Here is a 21,961-nt window from a genome sequence, read left to right as displayed (position 1 = left end):
CGCCGCCGGCGTGCGCCATGTGGGGACCTAGGACGTGCTTCGACCCGGTTCGGACGTTCCGAGCCCTAGCCGTTCGGGTGGATCCCATCCGGCTTGAGCTTCCCAGCGTGATCACGTCTTGCTCGGAAGCCGCTATTCGTTCAGCTTTGGGCACGGAGGATGCAGGATGAAAAAGGGGGTGCGTTTAGCGTCGGCTCTCATCTGGGTGTCGATGGGGACTGCCGCGATGGCGTCGCCACCGGCGGCCGATCTTTGCGGCCGGGTGACGCTGGCGGATCCCCGGCAGTCGCCGGCTACGGCGGCGGTGGTGCGTTCGGCGAAGAATTGGTTCGATCAGATCAATTCGGCGGATGATGCAGCCTATCTCCGCTTCATCGAGGAGCGCGGGCCCGTACTTGCCGATCCGCCCGACCGACGGCTGGACTTGCGGGACTTCTTTCGCGGTTTCACGCTGTGCGGGATCAAATCCGCCGCCGCTGACGCAGTGGAGTTGTGGATGTTCGATCCCCGCTTCGACACCTACGCGGTTATCCGGTTCAAGCCCGGAGCGATCGAGGGCGCCAGGCCGGAATTGCTTTCCCACTGGCCAACCGACGAGGTGCCGCCCGGCGTGGCTCGGCCGGCGAAGCTGCAATTGCCTGCTTTGATCCGGGCGGTCGAGGCTCGAGCCGCAACCCGGGCCGCGAGCGACCAGTTCTCGGGCGCAGTTCTGGTGGCGCAAAGGGGGCGCGTGCTGTTCCGGAAGGCCTACGGCCTGGCGGATCGGGACCGTCGCAAGCCGAACACGCTCGAGACACAATTTCGCTTCGGTTCGATGGGGAAGATGTTCACCGCAGTCGCGATCATGCAACTGGTCGAAAAGGGAAAGATCGACCTTGAGGCGCCGATCGGACGCTACATCCTCAACTACCCGAACCAGGATATCGCGACCAAGGTGACGGTCGCCCACCTTCTCACCCATACGGGAGGGACGGGCGACATATTCGGACCGGATTTCGACCGCCGCAAGGCATCGCTGCGCAGCACCAGTGACTATGTCGACCTCTATGGCAGCCGCCCTCCGGAATTCGCGCCTGGAAGCCGCCAATCCTATAGCAATTACGGCTTCATCCTCCTCGGCCGCATCGTCGAGCAGGTATCGGGCCTCGAATATGATGATTACATCCAGCGGTACATCTTCAAGCCCGTCGGCATGACGTCCACCGGAAACCGCCCGGAGAGCGAGCGCCTCCCGCGCCGCGCCGTCACCTACACGGGTTCGGGCGCGCGGCTGAAAAGCGCCGAGGATACGCTTCCCCTCAACGGCACCGCGGCCGGCGGCGGCTATGCCACGGTGGGCGACTTCCACCGGTTCGTCGGGGGCCTCACGTCCCACCGGCTGCTGCGCGGCGCGACGCTTCAGAAGCTGATCGACGGCGGCGTGAAAACGGCCGACGGGCAGCTCGCCCCGTTCGACTTCGGCGGAACCCTGCCTGATGCGGGGCGGTTCATCGGGCATGGAGGCGGTGCGCCGGGGATGAGCGGTTCACTGCAGCACTTCCTGAACAGCGGAGTGACGATGATCGTGCTCGCCAATCGCGATCCCGGCGCCGCTGAAAGCATCACGCTGTTCGCCACGCACCGGCTTCCGCCGAATTGAGCTTGTCAGGCGCGAACGCACACGCCCGCCAAGCCGCCGCCGGCCAAGCGACCGTATCTCTCGAATGTCGCCTTTCCACCCCACCCGGCTGTTCCAGGCGTCGATGGAGCTGGCGACCGCCGATGTCCGCTTCCGCGCGCCAGCCTGACGTTGGCGCCGGGACGCGGCGAGATCGGTACGGTAGGCGGGATCCGACTCATAGACGACATTTCCATTGGTGACCAAGATCGCGCCGAGAGAGGCTGACTATGACCCGCGCTGACGCCCCAGAGATCTTGAACGAAGCGATTCCGCTTTATCTTGGCTACGGTTTTCTCGCGGAACCCGAACCCGACTTGACCCGGGTTGCCGATCATTTTGGCGGGGAAGAAGCGTGGCGACTGCGCCCTTCACTCGAAGCGCTGATATCCGAGGTGGATCACATTAGGCCGAAGTTGGACGCGCAGACCGCAGAGGCCAATGACGATTGGGTAATGAGCTTCATTCGAGCAGAATTCCCGTTCCTCGATGAGACAGGGCGCGGGGCGCTCGCTTGGTTTTGGCAAAGCCGAAACACCTGAGGGGCACGAGCCCACTCCGAGTCAGCATTCCTCTCCGGCGTTGGATGCGGCAGCAGCCAATTTCAGCCCCCCCGCCGCAGCCTGACGTTGGCGCCGGCACCCGGCAAAACCGGGACGGCAGGCGGGATCCGACCCTTATCGGACATCCCGCTGATCGGGTTTGGACGTTACCGGGCTGCCAACTCCGCAGGCAGCCAAGGCTTCACGGGCAAGCTGGTCGAGAAACGCGTTCTCCGACGGCTCCGTCCATTGAGCCAGCGCCTCGATTAATGACGGATCGGCGACGAGCTCAGCGGCTTCGAACACTGCCATGCAAGCGAAATCTCCGGCGAGCGCCTCGCGGATCAGTGGAAGCGCAAGCACCTTGTCTCGTCGCGCGAGGCCCAGCATCGCCTCTGCCCTGACAGCATCGTCCTGATCGCGCGCCGCGGCCAGGAGAGCCGCTCGCACGTCTGGCGTATCGATCTCTTCGTGCGAGAGGAGCATCGTCGCCCAGTCACGATTCGAAAGGTCGGCGTCCCGTGTCATTGCGATCAGCCGCCGCAAGTTCCTTTCACCGTATTCGTCGCCGAAAAGCGGAACCTCCTCGGCAATGATCGCCTTGAGAAAGTCGGAAGTAGGTTCATATCGCTCGCCCATGCGCCAACAGTGCCATGGCATAGAGTGCCTGAAAACCACCGAGGCTGTGTGAAAACGTGCTGATGTGATAGGATTCGGTCGATGCGAGGGAGGGCCGGATGGGGCGTTTCGTCGAGGGGCAGGACCGGCGGCAGAGGGCATTTCTGCCGGAGTGTTTGGACGATTATGTCGGTGCGGATAATCCGGTCAGGCTGGTCGATGCCTTCATCGACGAACTCGATCTACTTGCTTTAGGCTTCACCGGTGCGCGCCCTGCGGCGACGGGCAGACCCGCTTATCATCCGGCGACCATGCTGAAGCTGTATCTGTACGGCTATCTCAACCAGGTTCTGTCGAGCCGACGGCTCGAGCGTGAAGCCGGACGCAATGTCGAGGCGATGTGGCTGATCGGCAAGCTGGCTCCAGACTTCAAGACGATTGCGGATTTCCGGCGCGACAATGGTGATGCGATCAAGGCGACATGCCGCCGGTTCGTGCTGCTGTGCCGACAGATGGGCCTTCTCGCCGGCGGCGTCGTTGCCGTGGATGGATCGCGGTTCAAGGCGGTGAACACGCGCGACAAGAACTTCACGTCCAACGCGGTCCGGCGCCGGATCGAACAGGTCGAAGCGAGCGTCGCGCGCTACCTCGCGCAGCTCGACACCGCCGATCGCCAGGACGACGAGACCGCGGCGCTGCGTTCGGTACGGCTGAACGAGCGCCTCGGCCGGCTACGCGAGCAGATGCAGGCGCTGCACGACATGGAGGAGGCGCTCGCCGATGCGCCTGACGGGCAGATCTCGCTGACCGATCCGGACGCACGTGCAATGGCCACCAACGGCAAGGGCACCGGCATGGTCGGCTACAATGTGCAAGCCGCGGTCGACACGCAGCATCACCTGATCGTCGCTCACGAGGTGACCAACCTGGGTCACGATCGTTCGCAGCTCGCCAACATGGGCCGTAAGGCCAAAGCGGAGATGGACGGCGAACAGCTGACCGTGCTCGCAGACCGTGGCTATTATGGCGGCGAGGAGGTGCGCGCCTGCGAGGCCCTGGGTGCAACGCCGATCATACCCAAACCGCTCACCTCAGGCGCAAAGGCGCAAGGTCGCTACGGGAAGCAGGACTTCATCTACGACGCCGATGCCAATATCTATCGCTGCCCGGCCGGCGAGACGCTGACCTACCGCTTCGACAGCGTCGAAGCCGGCAAGACGCTGCACGTCTATTAGGCAAGCTCGTGCGCCGCCTGTCCGCTGAAAGCCAGGTGTACCACCGGCAAAGAGCGCCGGATCAGGAGATGGGAGCACGAGTACGTGCTCGATGCGATGCAGCAGCGCATCGACAAGATGCCCGATGCCATGCGGATCAGGCGGCAAACCGTTGAACACACGTTCGGCACCCTGAAACAGTGGATGGGGGCCACCCACTTCCGAACCAGGGGGCTCAAAAACGTAGGAACCGAGATGAGCCTGTGCGTCCTCGCCTACAACATCAAGCGCGTGATCGCGATCCTGGGCATGCCGGCAGCGCTGGCCGCAGTCGGACGCTGACAAGCGTCACCGCCCGCGCTCACATCATCTCCGCCGAAATCAGCCCCCCGGCGTTTTCACACAGCCTCCACCAACTCACGCCATACCGGCTATGACCGTGTTCCACCCTGCCCTGGCATTCCCGCGGCGATTGCCCGGCGCTTTCGCGAATGTCGGGTTTCGCGCGGCAGCCTGACGTTCGGCGCCGGCCCGCGGGCGATCTAGATGTTGGACCGGTTCCGACCCATAGGCGACATTGAGAGCGGAGGGGAACGGCAGGAGGGACCAGCAAGCAGATACTCATCTTACCCTAGCAACAGCCATCCAACAGCGACGAGCGCAGCGGCCGCAACGGTCGACCAGAGGATAGCTGAGCCGTTCGCGACATGCATCCAGACGCCGTCTTCGCAAAGCAGTTCGCTCTCAGGGGTCAGCGAAGAGGGCTGCACTCCCGTTTCCCTGCAGAGCGCATCGGCGAAGCGATCCCAGAGATCCAACTTGTCTGCCTCCTTAGGAGGGAGTGCCCGGCGCAGCGCTGCATACACATCCCCTGCCGTGGTCCAATTATGCGCGTCGGCGTAGTCGAGTGTAACCCCGAACTCGGCCTCCACCTCCCCTATGGCAGCAATCTCGTCGCCGTCTCCGCCAAGGCCGACGCTATGATTTGGGCGCGGGTTCACTCGGGAAGTATGGGCCAGACAACTGCGGCAGGCAATGTCGGCTGTCGGCAACTGACGCGCTCACCGCTACGACCGCTGTCCACCCCACCCGGCTGTTCCCAGCCACGATCGGACGCTACACTGACGAACGTCCGGTTCGGCACTGGTCCCGATGATGCTCTCCGGCACCCAGGCGCAGGCGGCTACTGAAGGTCCGAGCCATTGCAGATGTCGCTTCGGACTGGCTAGGCTGGATCATGACCACGCCCCGCCGGCTTACCGATCGCGAGTTCAAACAGTGTTTCGCCGAACCCATGGCGAACGTGACCGGCATTGCCGATGCCGCTGTGGACATCTGGCCCTACGTCGACAGCATTGACCTCGATGAACTTGGCGTCCCACACCTGAACGACGTACACCATGTCTATCGTGACGCTTTGGGTCGATACGACCAGGTGCTTATCGGGACGAGTCGCTTCAACGCGCTTCTCGGGCTGGTCGTCGATCTGGGCGCCAAAGCCGTATTCGGGCATCTCCTGCTCGACTTGAACAAAGAATTTGGGGTCACGGGTGGTCACCTGCGGTAGGTTCGCTGACCAGCCCCGCTTGCTCATTCACATACGGCAAGCTGACGCATTGCGGAACGATATTCCGCACTCGTTAGCAGACATTCGCCGTGCCGCACGGCTATGTCCGCTTTGCATCCCCGAACCAGACCAAGCCAGGCGGATCTCCCAACGTCCGCGTTGAAGTGCATGAGGCGACATTCAGCAGGCCGGGCAATGCGCCGCCCCGCCTCCGGATCGATCGAGCCGCTCGAGCACGCGATCGTACACCGTGAGGAGTTGCCGCCCGCCTCGGGCGCGGCCGTCTTGTGGGCACGCCCATGACCTTGCACTCGCTTCAGGGTGCGCGCTGCACGCGCGCCGGCCGGCATCCGCTGCCCGCAATCGCCCGTAATTTGCGGATTTCGCAACTTTTCCTTGCGGCTCACGGTCCAAGATGATAGCGAACAAATCAGGAACACGCCGTTACGTCAGCACATGTAAGCCGCTACGCCCCCCCGCCGCGGCGTTCCCGAAAGGAGATCGAGATGCACGATCCGGACACCCCCATCCGCTCCGAGGCCGGCCAGTTCCTGCCCGGCTACAGCGGCAACATGGCCGGCCGCCCGCGCGGCTCGCGCAACCGCGCTTCGGTGCTGCGTGATCTCGTCGATGCCGGTGAGGCCGCGTCGATCGCGCGGATGGTGGTCAGCCGCGCGATCGATGGTGATTGGGCCGCGATGCGCATCTGCTTCACCCGTCTGTTCCCGCCGGCACGCGAAGGCACGATGAACTTCGAACTGCCCGAGATCACCACGATTGCCGACGCCGTTGCGGCCGGCGCCGCCTTGGTCTCCGGCGCCGGGGGCGGCGACATCCCGCCGGGCGAGGCACGCAAGCTGATGGCGCTGCTCGCGACCCAAACCAAACTGATCCAGGCCGAGGCCAGGGCCGAGGCCCTCCGGACCGACGCCGAAGCGCGCCGGGCAAAGGCCGAAGCTGCGATCCCCGAAGCTACGGTCGGCGCCGGCACGCCGCCGACACAGGCCGAGGACGCGCCTGCCGCCCCTATCCCGCACCCGTCCCTCGACGCGCACGCCGCCGCGCCGCGACCCGCCTGTATTTCACCTGTTCTTTTGACCGAAGCAGAGCAGCCTGCGCTCGACGAGAGCACCGCGGGTCGTCCACCTGCTCCCGCCGGTGCAGAGCCTGCTTCCCCTCCCCTCACAGCCCCCGGTTCCCCTCCCTCGACGGAGAGCGCCGCTCCGGCGACGGGCTGCCGCGCCAATCCCCTTGCGGCCGCGCACCTGAGGCAGCCCGGCGTCGGCACGGAGAGCCTGTACCGCGAGATGTGCGAAGGACTCCGCCAAAGCCTGGCGTTCGCGCAGTCGGCCGAGGCCCCGGAGCCCGGGGGCGGAACCGCGGAAACCCCGATGGAGACCCTCCCGACCGCAACGCCCGCCCGCGATCTCACCGCCCAGGATGTGCGGTCCCTGTTTCTGCTCCCGCCGCGAACCTGCGCAAGCGCCCGGCCTTTGCGCCGCGCCGCCTTGCGTCCGCCCGCACCGGCCGGCGCCGGCGCGACCACATTCGCCGCGGACTCCGGCACCTCGGGTCCGAAGAGCCTCGCCGACCGGGCGCGACTCGCCACGCTGCACCGGCCGCCCGCTCCTCAAGGCGCAGCCTGACGCGTCGCCCCTCGCCCGTTCCGCCCCCAATTTAGCCACCCGCCTGGCCCCGCCCCCTCTGCGCCGCGCCGCCGCGCCTCTTCCGTAAAACCCCGTAACCAGGCCTTTACATCCCCGGTCCCCGTCCCTAAATAGCCGTCACACCCCATAGGCATCGGAACAGGACACGCCGTCGCGCAGTGTGTTCAACGCATTGAGCCGATGGGGAATTCAGGACGCTGAAGCTGCGGTCTCCGGTCAGAGGGACTCGCGGCTTTTTGCGTCTTCAGGCGCGCCCAATTCTGACGGCGAAGGCGAGAAAAACCTCCATGGCGACCACCGCTCCCAAGGCCCCCGACACCCGCTCGACGGCCTCCAAGCGAATCCGCAAGATCTTCGGAAACATCCACGAAGTCTCCGAAATGCCGAACCTCATCGAGGTTCAGCGCGACAGCTACGAGCAGTTCCTGCGCTCGCGGCCGCAGGATGCCTATGTCTCGGGCCTGGAGAAGACCCTGCGCTCGGTGTTCCCGATCCGCGACTTCGCCGGCACCGCCGAGCTCGATTTCGTCAATTACGAGCTCGAGGATCCGAAGTACGACATCGAGGAATGCCGCCAGCGCGGCATGACCTACGCCGCCCCGATGCGAGTCACCCTTCGCCTGATCGTGTTCGAGGTCGATCCCGATACCGAGACCCGCTCCGTGCTCGATATCAAGGAGCAGGACGTCTACATGGGCGACATGCCGCTGATGACGCACAACGGCACGTTCATCGTCAACGGCACCGAGCGAGTCATCGTCAGCCAGATGCACCGCTCGCCGGGCGTGCTGTTCGATCACGACCGCGGCAAGACCCACGCGTCGGGCAAGTATCTCTTCGCCGCCCGCGTCATTCCGTATCGCGGCTCGTGGCTCGATTTCGAATTCGACGCCAAGGACATCGTCAACGTCCGCATCGACCGCAAGCGCAAGCTGCCGGTGACGGCTTTGCTGCACGCGCTCGACATGTCGAGCGAGGAGATCCTCAACACCTTCTACGAGCGCGTGACCTTCGTCCGCGGCAAGAATGGCTGGCAGATCCCCTACGTCGCCGAAACCTGGCGCGGTCAGAAGCCGACCTTCGACATCGTCAACGGCGAGACCGGCGAGATCGCCTTCGCCGCCGGCACCAAGATCACGCCGCGCGCCGCCAACAAGGCGGCCAAGGAAGGCCTGACCCAGCTCGTCATCCCGACCGAAGAGATTTTCGGGCGCTATTCGGCGTTCGATCTGATCAACGAGAATACGGGCGAGATCTACATCGAGGCCGGTGACGAAGTGTCGCCAGAAAATCTCGAGCGCCTCGACGCCGCCGGCATCGATCGCATCGAATTGCTCGACATCGATCACGTCAACACCGGCGCGTGGATGCGCAACACGCTGAAGGCCGACAAGGCCGAGGACCGCGATCAGGCCCTCGCCGACATCTACCGCGTCATGCGCCCCGGCGAGCCGCCGACGCGCGAGACTGCCGACGCCCTGTTCGCCGGCCTGTTCTTCGATCCGGAGCGCTATGATCTCTCCGCCGTCGGCCGCGTCAAGCTCAACATGCGTCTCGACCTCCAGGTCGAGGACACGGTTACGACGCTCCGCAAGGAAGACATCATCGCGGTGGTGAAGACCCTGGTCGACCTTAAGGACGGCAAGGGCGACATCGACGACATCGACAATCTCGGCAACCGCCGCGTGCGTTCGGTCGGCGAGCTGCTCGAGAACCAGTATCGCGTCGGCCTGCTCCGCATGGAGCGCGCAGTGAAGGAGCGGATGAGCTCGGTCGACGTCTCCACGGTGATGCCGAACGATCTCATCAACGCCAAGCCGGCGGTGGCTGCGGTGCGTGAATTCTTCGGCTCCTCGCAGCTGTCGCAGTTCATGGATCAGACCAACCCGCTTTCCGAAGTGACGCACAAGCGTCGCGTGTCGGCGCTCGGGCCCGGCGGTCTCACCCGCGAGCGCGCAGGCTTCGAAGTCCGCGACGTCCACCCGACCCATTATGGCCGAATCTGCCCGATCGAGACTCCGGAAGGGCCGAACATCGGCCTGATCAACTCGCTCGCCAGCTTCAGCCGGGTGAACAAATACGGCTTCATCGAGACTCCGTACCGCAAGGTGAACGACGGCCATGTCACCAACGACGTGGTCTACCTCTCCGCGATGGAAGAGGGTAAGCACACGATCGCCCAGGCCAATGCCGAGATCGACGCGAACGGCAATCTGATCGAGGATCTCATCTCGGCCCGCCAGGCCGGCGAGTTCCTGATGGCGCCGCGCGACATCATCACCCTGATGGACGTGTCGCCGAAGCAGCTGGTCTCGGTCGCCGCCTCGCTGATTCCGTTCCTGGAAAATGACGACGCCAACCGCGCCCTCATGGGCTCGAACATGCAGCGCCAGGCGGTGCCGCTGGTTCGTGCCGAGGCGCCGTTCGTCGGCACCGGCATGGAAGAAACGGTCGCCCGCGATTCCGGCACCGCGATCGCCGCCCGCCGCTCGGGCATCGTCGATCAGGTCGATGCGACCCGTATCGTCGTCCGGGCCACCGGCGAGATCGAGGCCGGCAAGTCCGGCGTCGACATCTACACCTTGATGAAGTTCCAGCGTTCGAACCAGAATACCTGCATCAACCAGCGTCCGCTGGTGAAGGTCGGTGACGTGGTCAACGCCGGCGACGTCATCGCCGACGGTCCCTCGACCGAGATGGGCGAGCTCGCCCTCGGCCGGAACGTGCTGGTCGCGTTCATGCCGTGGAACGGCTACAATTACGAAGATTCGATCCTGATCTCCGAGCGGATCGTCAAGGACGACGTCTTCACCTCGATCCACATCGAGGAATTCGAGGTCATGGCCCGCGACACCAAGCTCGGGCCGGAAGACATCACCCGCGACATCCCCAACGTTGGCGAGGAGGCGCTCCGCAACCTCGACGAGGCCGGTATCGTCTATATCGGCGCCGAAGTGGAGCCGGGCGACATCCTGGTCGGCAAGATCACGCCGAAGGGCGAAAGCCCGATGACTCCGGAGGAAAAGCTCCTCCGCGCCATCTTCGGCGAGAAGGCCTCCGACGTCCGCGACACCTCGCTCCGCCTGCCCCCGGGCGTGGCCGGAACCGTGGTCGAGGTCCGCGTCTTCAACCGTCACGGCATCGACATCGACGACCGTACCCGCGCCATCCAGGCGGAGGAGAAGGATCGCCTTCGCAAGGACGCCGACGACGAGCGCACCATCCTGAAGCGCGCCACCTATTCGCGTCTTCGCGAGATGCTGCTCGGCCAGAACGCCACTGCGGCGCCGAAGGGCGTCAAGAAGGGCGGCGACATCGACCTCGAGACCCTCGACAGCGTCGAGCGTCACGAATGGTGGAAGTTCGCGGTCAAGGACGACCGCGTCCAGGCCGATCTGGAAGCGGTGAAGGCGCAATATGACGACGCCGAAGCCGCGATCCGTCGCCGGCTCGAGGACCGTATCGAGAAGCTCGAGCGCGGCGACGAGCTGCCGCCGGGCGTCTTGAAGATGGTCAAGGTGTTCGTCGCGGTGAAGCGCAAGCTGCAGCCGGGCGACAAGATGGCCGGCCGTCACGGCAACAAGGGCGTGATCAGCCGCATCCTGCCGAACGAGGACATGCCGTTCCTGGAGGACGGGACCCCGGTCGACATCGTGCTGAACCCGCTCGGCGTGCCCTCGCGCATGAACGTCGGACAGATTTTCGAGACCCACCTTGGCTGGGCCGCCCGCGGCCTCGGCAAGCAGATCTCGGAGATGCTGGAAGACATCCGGCATCGGGCCGAGAAGTTCGACGCGAACGACGCGGGCCAGGTCCGCGCCAAGCTGAAGGACATCTACGGCAAGAATTACGATGCCGAGATCGACAGCCGCGAAGACGACGAGATCATGGAAATGGCCTCGATCCTCGTCGCCGGCGTCCCGATGGGCACCCCGGTGTTCGACGGCGCCCGCGAGGCGGACGTGTCGGCGATGCTGGTCAAGGCAGGCCTCGATCCCTCGGGTCAGGTGACCTTGTTCGACGGCCGCACCGGCGAGGCGTTCGACCGCAAGGTCACCGTCGGCTACATCTACATGCTGAAGCTGCACCACCTCGTCGACGACAAGATCCACGCCCGGTCGATCGGACCCTACAGCCTCGTCACCCAGCAGCCGCTGGGCGGTAAGGCCCAGTTCGGCGGGCAGCGCTTCGGTGAGATGGAGGTCTGGGCGCTCCAGGCCTACGGCGCCGCCTACACGCTGCAGGAAATGCTGACCGTGAAGTCGGACGACGTCATCGGCCGCACCAAGGTCTACGAAGCGATCGTCAAGGGCGACGATACTTTCGAGGCCGGCATTCCGGAGAGCTTCAACGTGCTCGTCAAGGAAATGCGCTCGCTGGGTCTCAACGTCGAGCTGAACAGCAACACCGACGAAGACGGCCTCGCCGAGGCAGCGGAATAATTCTCCCTCTCCCCATGGGCCCCCATCAAAGTAGTACTTTGATGGGGCCCTGCCAGGGGAGAGGGCCGGGGAGAGGGGCAGTCGGCAAGCGGCACTGTCTTCCCCTCTCCTTCGCCGCCTGCGGCGGCTCTTCCTCTCCCCTGAAGGGGAGAGGGTTTGAAGGAAAAGAGCATGAACGAACTGACCAACTTCGCCAATCCGGTGGCCAAACCGGAGACGTTCGACCAGATCAAGATCGGCATCGCCTCCCCCGAGCGCATCCGTTCGTGGTCGTTCGGCGAGATCAAGAAGCCCGAGACGATCAACTACCGCACGTTCAAGCCCGAGCGTGACGGCCTGTTCTGCGCCCGCATCTTCGGTCCGATCAAGGATTACGAATGCCTGTGCGGCAAGTACAAGCGCATGAAGTACAAGGGCATCGTCTGCGAGAAGTGCGGCGTGGAAGTGACCGTCTCGAAGGTCCGCCGCGAGCGCATGGGCCATATCGAGCTGGCCGCGCCGGTCGCCCACATCTGGTTCCTGAAGTCGCTGCCGTCGCGCATCGGCCTGCTGCTCGACATGCAGCTGAAGCAGCTCGAGCGGATCCTCTATTTCGAATCCTACGTCGTCATCGAGCCGGGCCTGACCCCGCTCGAAAAGTATCAGCTCCTGACCGAGGACGAGCTGATCGAGGCGCAGGACGAGCATGGCGAGGACGCCTTCTCGGCCGGCATCGGCGCCGAAGCGGTCAAGCAGATGCTGATCGACCTCGATCTCGAGGGCGAGCGTGAGATCCTGCTCAAGGATCTTGCCGAGACCAAGTCGGAGCTCAAGCCCAAGAAGATCATCAAGCGCCTCAAGGTCGTCGAAAGCTTCCTCGATTCCGGCAACCGCCCGGAATGGATGATCCTCGACGTCGTTCCGGTGATCCCGCCCGAGCTGCGCCCACTGGTGCCGCTGGACGGCGGCCGCTTCGCGACCTCGGACTTGAACGATCTCTATCGCCGCGTGATCAACCGCAACAACCGTCTGAAGCGGCTGATGGAACTGCGCGCGCCGGACATCATCGTCCGCAACGAAAAGCGCATGCTGCAGGAAGCCGTCGACGCTCTGTTCGACAACGGCCGCCGCGGCCGCACCATCACCGGTGCCAACAAGCGTCCCTTGAAGTCGCTGTCCGACATGCTCAAGGGCAAGCAGGGCCGCTTCCGTCAGAACCTTCTCGGCAAGCGCGTCGACTATTCCGGCCGTTCGGTCATCGTCACCGGTCCGGAGCTCAAGCTCCACCAGTGCGGCCTGCCCAAGAAGATGGCGCTCGAGCTGTTCAAGCCGTTCATCTACTCGCGTCTCGATGCCAAGGGTCTGTCGATGACCCTGAAGCAGGCGAAGAAGTGGGTCGAGAAGGAGCGCAAGGAAGTCTGGGACATTCTCGATGAAGTCATCCGGGAACACCCAGTCCTGCTCAACCGCGCGCCGACGCTCCACCGCCTGGGCATCCAGGCGTTCGAGCCGGTGCTGATCGAGGGCAAGGCGATCCAGCTTCACCCGCTGGTCTGCGCCGCGTTCAACGCCGACTTCGACGGCGATCAGATGGCAGTGCACGTTCCGCTGAGCCTCGAGGCCCAGCTCGAAGCGCGCGTGCTGATGATGTCGACCAACAACATCCTCTCGCCGGCCAACGGCAAGCCGATCATCGTTCCGTCGCAGGACATGGTCCTCGGCCTCTATTACCTCTCGCTCGAGCGTGAGGGGGAGCCGGGCGAAGGCGCATTGCTGTCCGACATGCAGGAAGTCCACCAGGCGCTCAACGCCGGGGCGGTCACCCTGCACACCAAGATCGTCAGCCGCGTTCCGCAGACCGACGAGCAGGGCAAGCAGTATATGAAGCGCTTCGAGACGACGCCGGGCCGCATGCTGCTCGGCGAGACGCTCCCGAAGAGCCACAAGGTGCCGTTCGAAACCGTCAACCGCCTGCTGACCAAGAAGGAGATCGGCGACGTCATCGACACCGTCTATCGCCACACCGGCCAGAAGGAGACGGTGCTGTTCGCCGACGCGATCATGGGCCTCGGTTTCCGTCACGCCTTCCGCGCCGGCATCTCGTTCGGCAAGGACGACATGATCATCCCGCACGAGAAGGTGGCTCTGGTCGACGAGACCCGGGCGCTGGTGAAGGATTACGAGCAGCAGTACCAGGACGGCCTGATCACCCAGCAGGAAAAGTACAACAAGGTGATCGACGCCTGGAGCCGTTGCGGCGACCAGGTGGCCAACGCCATGATGGAAAAGATCAAGGCGCAGCCCAAGGACGAGAATGGCCGCATGGCCCAGATCAACTCCATCTACATGATGGCGCATTCTGGTGCCCGTGGTTCGCAGGCGCAGATGAAGCAGCTTGCCGGCATGCGTGGTCTCATGGCGAAACCTTCCGGCGAGATCATCGAAACGCCGATCATCTCGAACTTCAAGGAAGGCCTCACCGTCCTTGAATATTTCAATTCCACCCACGGCGCCCGCAAGGGTCTGGCCGACACCGCGCTCAAGACGGCGAATTCGGGTTACCTGACCCGCCGTCTGGTCGACGTCAGCCAGGATTGCGTCATCGTCGAGGAGGATTGCGGGACCGAGAACGCGCTCGAGATGCGCGCCATCGTCCAGGGCGGCGCGGTCATCGCCTCGCTCGGCGAGCGTATCCTCGGACGCACCCCGTCCGCGGATATCGTCGACGAGAAGACCGGCACCGTGCTGGCCAAGGAAGGCGAGCTGATCGACGAGGCCGGGGCCTTGAAGATCGACGAGCTCGGCGTGCAGGCGGTCAAGATCCGCTCGCCGCTGATCTGCGAAAGCGAGCATGGCGTCTGCGGCAAATGCTACGGACGCGATCTCGCCCGCGGTACGCCGGTCAATATCGGCGAGGCGGTCGGCGTCATCGCCGCCCAGTCGATCGGCGAGCCGGGCACGCAGCTCACCATGCGTACCTTCCACATCGGCGGTGCCGCCCAGCTCAACGAGACCTCGAACCTCGAGGCTTCGGTGGACGGCACGATCGAGCTTCGCGATCTTCCGACGATCGTCGATCCGCGCGGCCGCCGCGTCGCCATGGCGCGCAACGGCGAGCTGGCGATCGTCGACATGGACGGCCGCGAGCGCTCGTCACACCGTATCCCCTACGGTGCGCACCTGATGGTCGATCACGGGCATATCGTGAACAAGGGTGACCGGATCGCCGAGTGGGATCCGTTCATGATGCCGGTCATCACCGAAAAGGGCGGTATCGTGAAGTTCCAGGATCTGATCGAGGGCAAGACGCTCGCCGAGCAGACCGACGAAGCCACCGGCATCGCCCAGCGGATCGTCACCGAGTTCCGCGGCTCGGCCCGTTCGAAGGAGGATCTGCGTCCGCGCATCACCCTTCTCGACGAGCAGAGCGGCGAGGCTGCCCGCTACATGCTGGCACCGGGTGCGATGATGTCGGTCGAGGACGGCCAGCGCGTGCAGGGCGGCGAAGTGCTCGCCCGCGTCTCGCGCGAAGCCGCCAAGACCCGCGACATCACCGGCGGTCTGCCGCGGGTCGCCGAGCTCTTCGAGGCCCGCAAGCCGAAGGAGAATGCGATCATCGCCAAGGTCTCGGGCCGGGTCGCGTTCGGCAAGGACTATAAGGCCAAGCGCAAGATCGCGATCATCCCGGACGACGGGTCGGATCCGGTCGAGTATCTGGTGCCCAAGTCGAAGGTCATCGACGTGCAGGAAGGCGATTTCGTCAAGCGCGGCGACAACCTGATCGGCGGCAGCCCCGATCCGCACGACATCCTCGAGGTGCTCGGCGTGGTCGCTCTGGCCGAATATCTCGTCTCGGAAATCCAGGAAGTCTATCGACTCCAGGGCGTGAAGATCAACGACAAGCACATCGAGACGATCGTTCGCCAGATGCTGCAGAAGGTCGAGATCACCGACGGCGGGGACACCACCCTGCTCGCCGGCGAGCAGGTCGATCACCAGGAGATGCGGGAGCTCAACGCCAAGCTCAATCCCAAGCAGCGGCCGGCCGAAGGCAAGCCGGTCCTGCTCGGGATCACCAAGGCGTCGCTGCAGACCCGCAGCTTCATCTCGGCCGCCTCCTTCCAGGAGACGACCCGGGTGCTCACCGAGGCGTCGGTCCAGGGCAAGATCGACACGCTCGACGGGCTCAAGGAGAATGTCATCGTCGGCCGCCTGATCCCGGCGGGTACCGGCGCGGGCATGAACCGCTACCGGATCGCCGCCACCAGCCGCGACGCCGCGCTTCGCGCGCAGCATCGCTCGCTGCAGGAGAGCCTCTACGCGCCCAACAGCGCCGCCGAGGAGCATGCCGCCGAGCTCGCCCAGGGCCCGGAAGCCGCGATCGGCAACGATCCGCTCGGCGACGTGACCCCGAGCGGCCACGGCACCGACGCCGATGCCGGCGAATATCTGCAGAGCTGAGCTTTCGGCCCTGCCTGACTGAGAAAAGCCCCGTCGGAGCGATCCGGCGGGGCCTTTTCTTTGCCGCGCTTGGGGCCCCGCCGAGGGCCCCGGAGCGGACCCGGGCGGACGATATGTTTCGGCTGCAAGACAAAGACTTGGGCGAGGCCTCCGCGGATCCGGAGGGTCACGGGCCTGCCTCGGAGAGACGCCATGAAGATCGCTATCGCCCTGCTCATCCTCGCCGTGATGATCCTCCCGGCCATGGCCCGCATCCGCATCAAGCTGGACCGCGGGAGGCGTTCCCCCCGGACCGCCGACGCAGACCATGCGCCCCAGATCCTCCCCGCCCGCGCGAAGGCGGAGGATGCGGAGCCGCGCCCCTAGGATCCTCCCCGAGCTTGCTCTGGGAGGGGGACCATGGGCAGCATGGCGGAGGGGTGCGGCGCCCCCACCCGTCCGCGGCGCTTCGCTGCCGCCCCCTCGCCGCCCCAGTCCCACCTCCGGCCGACTGGGACCAGACCGTTCCCCACCTAAGGTTTCGATGAACATCACCGCCCGGTCTGCAGACCCGCCGATGACGATCCCGAGACGGTTCCCCTTCCCCGCTTTAGCGGCTATTCGCCCCGCAATGGATGTGACTGGCCTCCGGATTGCGCTGTTCAGCGGCAATTACAATTATGTGCGCGACGGCGCGAACCAGGCCTTGAACCGGCTGGTCGAATATCTTCTCCGCCAGGGCGCGGCGGTGCGCATCTATTCGCCGACGGTCGCCGAACCGGCACTGCCGCCGATGGGGGACATCGTCTCGATCCCCTCCTTCGCCATCCCCGGCCGGCCCGAATATCGCTTCCCGCTGCCGATCCCGCGCAGGGCCAAGACCGATATCGAGGCGTTCGCGCCCAACATCTTCCACATCGCCAGCCCCGACATGCTCGGCCACGATGCGGTCAAGTTCGCCCGCCGGCTCGGCAAGCCCGCGGTGGCGTCGGTCCACACACGCTTCGAAACCTATGCCCGCTATTACGGCCTCGGCTTCGTCGAGCCGGTAATCGAGGCGATGCTGCGCCGCTTCTATCGCCGCTGCGATGCGATCTTCGCGCCGTCCGACTCGATGGCGCAGCTGCTGCTCAAGCAGCGGATGAACTACAATGTCGGCATCTGGACCCGCGGCATCGACCGTGCCGTGTTCAATCCCAGCCGCCGCGACCTCGACTGGCGGCGCAGCTTCGGGATCGAGGACGACATGCCGGTGATCGGTTTCGTCGGCCGCCTCGTCATGGAAAAGGGCCTCGACGTCTTCTCCGACGCGGTCGCCCAGCTCGAGGCGCGCGGCGTCCGCCACAAGGTGCTGGTCGTCGGCAAGGGCCCGGCCGATACATGGTTCCAGGAGCGCCTGCCGTCCGCCGTCTTCGCCGGCTTCCAGGAAGGCCCGGATCTCGGCCGCGCGGTCGCCTCGATGGACATGCTGTTCAATCCCTCGGTTACCGAGACGTTCGGCAACGTCACGCTGGAGGCAATGGCCGCCGGCCTTCCGGTCGTCGCGGCGATCGCCACCGGCAGCGCCAGCCTAGTCGAGGACAAGGTCACCGGCCGCCTCATCCCGGCCGGCGAGATCGACAATTTCGCCGACGCTCTCGCTTACTTCTGCGACCATCCCGACGCGCGCCGCGACGCGGGGCGCTCCGGTTGCGAGGCGAGCCGCCGCTTCGGCTGGGACGAGGTCAACCAGGAACTGGTCGACGGCTATATGCGCGTGGTGCGCGAACGCGCCGCCGGCAAGATGCCGCGCTGAGAGGTTCGCTCTCCTTCACCCCCCTCGCCCCCGTGTTCAGCTCTCGAACGGTTCCACCTGGACGCGCTTGCCGAGCAGGAAGGCGTCGGCCGTCAGCCGCAGAGGCGCCAGGTCGACATGGCTGGTGCCGCCGTCGACCAGCGCGGCGAAATGGGCATAGATGCCGGGATACTCGCCATGGCCGGGCGAGACGATCTCCGCCCCGTCGACGCTGAGCCGCGAGCCGCCTTCGCTGAGCAGGAGGGTCTCGCCTTCCGCCGTCCGCACCTCGATGTTCCAGGCTTCGCCGCCGCTGTGCCGCCAGTCGAAGTCGGCGCTGATCGCGCCTGATGCCGCCGGGCTCGTCAACTCCAGCCGCGCGGCGATCGGAGTCTCGCAATTGGCCGGGAACAGCAGCTCGGCGCCGCGCAGGATCAACGTGCCGGGGAAAATCTTGCTGGCGATGGACAGCGCGTTGATTCCGGGATCGAACACGCCGAAGCCGCCCGGTGCCCAGATCCACTCCTGGCCCGGATGCCATTTGCGCACATCCTCGTGCCAGACGATCCGCATCGTCCCGATGTCCTTGCCGGCGAGCCGTTCGGCCGCGGCTTCGACCGCCGGGTTATACTGGGCGTGCCAGGTGGTGAACAGGGTGACGCCCTTCGCCTGCGCGATCCGCACCAGCTCCTCGCATTCGCCCAGCGTCACACCCGGCGGCTTCTCGAGCAGGCTGTGCAGCCCGGCGTCCAGGCAGGTGCGGGCGATGTCGTAGCGGACCGAGGGCGGCGTGCAGATCGCAACCGCATCGACCTTGATGCCGGCGGCGAGCAGCTCCTCGACGCTGCCGAAACTGGCGATGCCGTCGGGTGCGCCCGCCGAGCGGCTGACCGTCGCAACCAGCTCGAAGCGGTCGTTGCCGGCAATCGAGGGCACGTGCTGGTCCTGGGCGATCTTGCCGTAGCCGACGATCGCGATCCGGATCCGGTCCATCAGCCGCGCGCTCCCGCAACATAGGCGCGTGCCTTTTCGGCGGTCTCGGCCGCAGACTGGCCGGGCCTGTAGAGACCCGAGCCAAGGCCGAAGCCTTCGGCGCCGGCGTCGATCCAGGGCTGCATGTTGCCCGGGGTGACGCCGCCGACGACCAGCACCGGCACGTGCTTGGGCAGCACCGCCTTCTGCGCCTTGATCACCGCCGGTGTCGCCGTTTCCGCCGGGAACAGCTTGAGGCCGGTGGCCCCGGCCCGCAGCGCGTCGAACGCCTCGGAGGGGGTGAAATAGCCGGGCAGCGAGACGAGGCCCGCGCGCGCAGTCGCCTCGATGACCGGCGCATGGGTGTTGGGGGAGACGATCACCCTGCCGCCGACTTCCTGGACCCGGCGGACGTCGTCGGGCTCCAGCACGGTGCCGGCGCCGATCAGCGCATCGGGGCCGAGCGTCTTGACCAGCCGGCCGATGCTGTCGAACGGATCGGGCGAGTTGAGCGGCACTTCGATGATCTTGATCCCCGCCTCGAAGATGGCGGCGCCGATCGCCTCCACCTCGGCGGGAGTGACGCCGCGGATGATCGCGACGAGCGGGCTTTCGGCGAGCTTCGCCTTCAGCAATTCGTGGGCATCGGTCATTGTACAAGCTCCGCCAAATGTCGAGCGCCGCCGAGGAACGCCGCCTCGCCGTCGACCTCGCGCGCCGTCCGCCCGGCAATCCGGAGCGCGGCCGCAAACAGGGAAGTAAGTTCGGGACGGCCCATCGCAACCACCTCCGCCTCCGCGGCGAGCGCGAGGCCGGCGCGCACGTCGGCGCCGATGAGCAAGCCGCTGATGAACGACGACGCGTCCTCGCGGGCCGTCTTGCCGAGCAGCACCCGGGCGCGGACCGAGAACAGTTCGGCGGTGATGTGGGGCGTCTCGAGCCCGCGCCGCACCCCCACCTCGAACGCCGCATTGATCCCGGCGGGCAGCGCCAGCAGGTCGGCGAGAATGGAATGGCCCTTGAGCAGGTTGAACAGCTCGCCGGTCATGACCGTGCGGAAGCTGCAGATCCGCCCGTCCTTGAGCCGGATCCACTTATTGTGCGTGCCGGGATGGCAGACGATCGCGTCCGCCGGCACCAGCCCCTGCGCATAGGCGCCAAGGATCTGCACCTCCTCGCCCCGCATCACGTCGGCATCGTCGTCGTCGGAGAAGCAGACGCCGGGCACGATCGCGGTGCGGCCGGGCTCGACCCATTTCAGATTCTGCGCCAGCTCCGGCAGCCCGGCGGGGCATGGCACATAAGGCGCCTCCACCCAGCCGCGATTGGAGCCGATCATCCCCGCCATCAGCATCGGCAGGTCGCCGAGCCGGGCGCGGATCTCGGCAACGGCCTGATCGAAGCCTCCTGCCTCCACCGAGAGGATGCCGCGATCGTCCTCCATCTCGTCCTCGAGCGCTCCGCCCGGTCCGACGCGATAGCCACGCCGATTGGTCGTTCCCCAGTCGACAGCGATGAAATTCTCAGCCCAGCGCATCCAATTCCTTTCGATCAGCCGTCCAACGCTGAAGCGTCGAATGGGTCGCAAGGCAAGGGCGAATAGGTCAGATGCCGTCGGGTCGGGATGGCACAGCGGGGGGCCGGACCACGGGCGCTGCCGGGCCGACCGGCACGTCGGTGTTGACCGGCACGGCGGCAACCGGCGCCGGCACCGCGAGCGGCGTGACGTTGAAGATGCGTCCGATCAGCGCTTCGAGCGCATTGAACACCGCCTCCACCCCGAAGCCGGCGACGAACGAGATTGCCGAGCTCGACAGCGCCACCGGTCCGAGCAGAGCGAGATCAGTGCCGCCCTTGTCATTGGGTCCGGCGATGAACAATCCGATACACGCGCCGAGCACCGCGCCGAGCGCGAGCTGCTGCAGCGACAGCTGTCGGTCGCGCGGGCTGAGCAAACTGCCCTTCATCTTGCGCGAGAGCGAGCGGACGATCGCCGCGGCCGCACCGATCAGGCCGTAGAAGACCGGCAGCACCGCGGTGGCGAGAGTGTTGAGCGTCCAACGGGCGGTGGTCTCGTTGCCCCAGAACAGCGCCCAGGTGTCGAGCCCTTCCCGTGCCTGGCCGCGCACGCGGCGGGCCTCGGTCAGCGCCGCGCAGGCCTCGACGAGCGCGCCGTTGCGCTCGGTCGGTCCTTCCGCAAGCGCACAATTCACCGTCGCCGGCGCCGCCGCGGCGCCGCGCTGCGACACCGAGGATCCGGCGCTGCTTACCCGCAGTTCGGCCGCCTGGACCGCGCGGTCGGCCGTCGCCATGTCGGCAAGCGCGGCATTGCCGAGCGCTGCATACCAGGACAGCAGGCAGGTGAGCGCGAGGATGGCGACGAGCACCATGCCCATGACGCGGAGCCAGCGCCGGAACTCGCGCGCTTTCTGCTGGAGATCGGGATAGGCCTCCCGCGCAAGCGAGCTTCGCGAATGGCTCGGGGCCGCGCCGGCACCCAGCAGGCCGCCGATCACGCTCGGCTCGCCGGGATCCTCGTCCTGGGTGACCATCAGGGTGAAGGCGATGGTGGCGCCGCTGGCCGGCTTGGCGAGGCTGTTGAGATAATCCTTGGCACGGATCAGCAACGCCGCCTGCTCGGCCTGCGCGGTTCCGCCCTGCGCGTCGGGCGGCCAGGTGATGCGGCAGAGCTGATCGAGCCAGTCGGCGCCGAGGCCCGCCGGCGGCTGGGTCGCCGCCAGAGCGGAGATGGTGGTGTCCGGACTTGCCGAGAGATTGTCGAGGAGAAGGTGGACCTCGCTGCTCGTCCGCTCGAGCACATAGGCGCGGCGATCATCGATAGGCTGCGCGCCTAAAGCTGCCGTCCCCGTCCGATCGTCGCCCATGGGATCCCTTCCTTCCGTCGTCGGAACCTCGATCGTGCTCTCGTCCGTGCTTGCGTGCGTTCCCGACCTTCGACCCGACCAAAGGATGACATTTCGGCGCCGGAGCGACAAGGCGCGGAAGGGGGAATGATGCCGGATGTGCAACTTTCCGGCGTCCCGCCCTTTTTTAGGCGCAACCGGCTGCATCGCGCTAGCCGCAGCCGG

13 protein-coding genes and 1 pseudogene are annotated in these 21,961 nt (G+C 65.8%); 8 read left to right on the top strand and 6 right to left on the bottom strand.

The features are described 5' to 3' along the window. Positions 1-226 precede the first annotated feature (226 nt). Together C7I55_RS25820 and C7I55_RS25815 are read left to right on the top strand one after the other, a co-directional pair. Complete coding sequence (locus C7I55_RS25820; protein WP_158266598.1) at positions 227-1,639, top strand: serine hydrolase domain-containing protein; 1,413 nt, start codon at positions 227-229, stop codon at positions 1,637-1,639. A 248-nt stretch (positions 1,640-1,887) separates the two neighbouring features. Beyond that, positions 1,888-2,199 (top strand): hypothetical protein, encoded by a 312-nt coding sequence (locus C7I55_RS25815; RefSeq protein WP_106515936.1) that lies wholly within the window; start codon positions 1,888-1,890, stop codon positions 2,197-2,199. Between the two features lie 135 nt (positions 2,200-2,334). On the opposite strand, the gene C7I55_RS25810 is transcribed toward C7I55_RS25815, so the two are convergent. Further along, positions 2,335-2,877 (bottom strand): lyase, encoded by a 543-nt coding sequence (locus C7I55_RS25810; protein WP_233222418.1) that lies wholly within the window; start codon positions 2,875-2,877, stop codon positions 2,335-2,337. Between the two features lie 59 nt (positions 2,878-2,936). On the opposite strand from C7I55_RS25810, the pseudogene C7I55_RS25805 reads away from it, so the two are divergent. Then, positions 2,937-4,373: pseudogene (locus tag C7I55_RS25805) on the top strand (IS1182 family transposase). A gap of 883 nt (positions 4,374-5,256) precedes the next feature. Here C7I55_RS25805 and C7I55_RS28370 read toward each other — a convergent pair. Beyond that, on the bottom strand, positions 5,257-5,589 hold the full coding sequence (locus tag C7I55_RS28370) for a hypothetical protein (RefSeq protein ID WP_158266597.1): 333 nt from the start codon (positions 5,587-5,589) through the stop codon (positions 5,257-5,259). A gap of 515 nt (positions 5,590-6,104) precedes the next feature. On the opposite strand from C7I55_RS28370, the gene C7I55_RS25790 reads away from it, so the two are divergent. The 5 genes from C7I55_RS25790 to C7I55_RS25775 all read left to right on the top strand — a co-directional run bounded on the left by C7I55_RS25790 (position 6,105) and on the right by C7I55_RS25775 (position 17,921). Continuing rightward, the gene (locus C7I55_RS25790) at positions 6,105-7,244 is read left to right on the top strand and encodes a DUF5681 domain-containing protein (RefSeq protein ID WP_106515932.1); all 1,140 of its coding nucleotides are present in this window, start codon (positions 6,105-6,107) and stop codon (positions 7,242-7,244) included. Between the two features lie 308 nt (positions 7,245-7,552). Then, complete coding sequence (gene rpoB / locus C7I55_RS25785) at positions 7,553-11,707, top strand: DNA-directed RNA polymerase subunit beta (protein ID WP_106515931.1); 4,155 nt, start codon at positions 7,553-7,555, stop codon at positions 11,705-11,707. 171 nt (positions 11,708-11,878) lie between these two features. Further along, on the top strand, positions 11,879-16,147 hold the full coding sequence (gene rpoC / locus C7I55_RS25780) for a DNA-directed RNA polymerase subunit beta' (protein ID WP_106515930.1): 4,269 nt from the start codon (positions 11,879-11,881) through the stop codon (positions 16,145-16,147). A gap of 192 nt (positions 16,148-16,339) precedes the next feature. Continuing rightward, a complete protein-coding gene (locus C7I55_RS28365) occupies positions 16,340-16,513 on the top strand; it encodes a hypothetical protein (RefSeq protein ID WP_158266596.1) in 174 nt (57 codons plus the stop codon). A 244-nt stretch (positions 16,514-16,757) separates the two neighbouring features. Then, positions 16,758-17,921, top strand: coding sequence for a glycosyltransferase family 4 protein (locus C7I55_RS25775; protein ID WP_106515929.1), 1,164 nt, complete (start codon positions 16,758-16,760; stop codon positions 17,919-17,921). Positions 17,922-17,957: 36 nt separating this feature from the next. On the opposite strand, the gene C7I55_RS25770 is transcribed toward C7I55_RS25775, so the two are convergent. The 4 genes from C7I55_RS25770 to C7I55_RS25755 form a co-directional block, all read right to left on the bottom strand. Then, positions 17,958-18,893 (bottom strand): Gfo/Idh/MocA family protein, encoded by a 936-nt coding sequence (locus C7I55_RS25770; protein WP_106515928.1) that lies wholly within the window; start codon positions 18,891-18,893, stop codon positions 17,958-17,960. Further along, complete coding sequence (locus C7I55_RS25765; protein ID WP_106515927.1) at positions 18,893-19,525, bottom strand: 2-dehydro-3-deoxy-6-phosphogalactonate aldolase; 633 nt, start codon at positions 19,523-19,525, stop codon at positions 18,893-18,895. Before C7I55_RS25765 ends, C7I55_RS25770 begins: the two co-directional genes overlap by 1 nt. Continuing rightward, positions 19,522-20,409 (bottom strand): 2-dehydro-3-deoxygalactonokinase, encoded by an 888-nt coding sequence (locus C7I55_RS25760; protein WP_106515926.1) that lies wholly within the window; start codon positions 20,407-20,409, stop codon positions 19,522-19,524. The genes C7I55_RS25765 and C7I55_RS25760 overlap by 4 nt, the downstream gene beginning before the upstream one ends. A 67-nt stretch (positions 20,410-20,476) precedes the next feature. Further along, the gene (locus tag C7I55_RS25755; protein ID WP_106515925.1) at positions 20,477-21,757 is read right to left on the bottom strand and encodes a hypothetical protein; all 1,281 of its coding nucleotides are present in this window, start codon (positions 21,755-21,757) and stop codon (positions 20,477-20,479) included. Positions 21,758-21,961 lie beyond the last annotated feature (204 nt).

It is taken from the genome of Allosphingosinicella deserti (assembly GCF_003012735.1).
Lineage (GTDB): Bacteria > Pseudomonadota > Alphaproteobacteria > Sphingomonadales > Sphingomonadaceae > Allosphingosinicella > Allosphingosinicella deserti.
The sequence above is the reverse complement of the archived record's forward strand: the minus strand, read 5'-3'. Positions and strand labels throughout refer to the sequence as shown.

Coding starts and splice junctions, on each gene's coding strand:
- C7I55_RS25820 (WP_158266598.1), top strand. CDS start 227: ATGGCGTCGCCACCGGCGGCCGATCTTTGCGGCCGGGTGACGCTGGCG.
- C7I55_RS25815 (WP_106515936.1), top strand. CDS start 1,888: ATGACCCGCGCTGACGCCCCAGAGATCTTGAACGAAGCGATTCCGCTT.
- C7I55_RS25790 (WP_106515932.1), top strand. CDS start 6,105: ATGCACGATCCGGACACCCCCATCCGCTCCGAGGCCGGCCAGTTCCTG.
- rpoB (WP_106515931.1), top strand. CDS start 7,553: ATGGCGACCACCGCTCCCAAGGCCCCCGACACCCGCTCGACGGCCTCC.
- rpoC (WP_106515930.1), top strand. CDS start 11,879: ATGAACGAACTGACCAACTTCGCCAATCCGGTGGCCAAACCGGAGACG.
- C7I55_RS28365 (WP_158266596.1), top strand. CDS start 16,340: ATGAAGATCGCTATCGCCCTGCTCATCCTCGCCGTGATGATCCTCCCG.
- C7I55_RS25775 (WP_106515929.1), top strand. CDS start 16,758: ATGGATGTGACTGGCCTCCGGATTGCGCTGTTCAGCGGCAATTACAAT.
- C7I55_RS25770 (WP_106515928.1), bottom strand. CDS start 18,893: ATGGACCGGATCCGGATCGCGATCGTCGGCTACGGCAAGATCGCCCAG.
- C7I55_RS25765 (WP_106515927.1), bottom strand. CDS start 19,525: ATGACCGATGCCCACGAATTGCTGAAGGCGAAGCTCGCCGAAAGCCCG.
- C7I55_RS25760 (WP_106515926.1), bottom strand. CDS start 20,409: ATGCGCTGGGCTGAGAATTTCATCGCTGTCGACTGGGGAACGACCAAT.
- C7I55_RS25755 (WP_106515925.1), bottom strand. CDS start 21,757: ATGGGCGACGATCGGACGGGGACGGCAGCTTTAGGCGCGCAGCCTATC.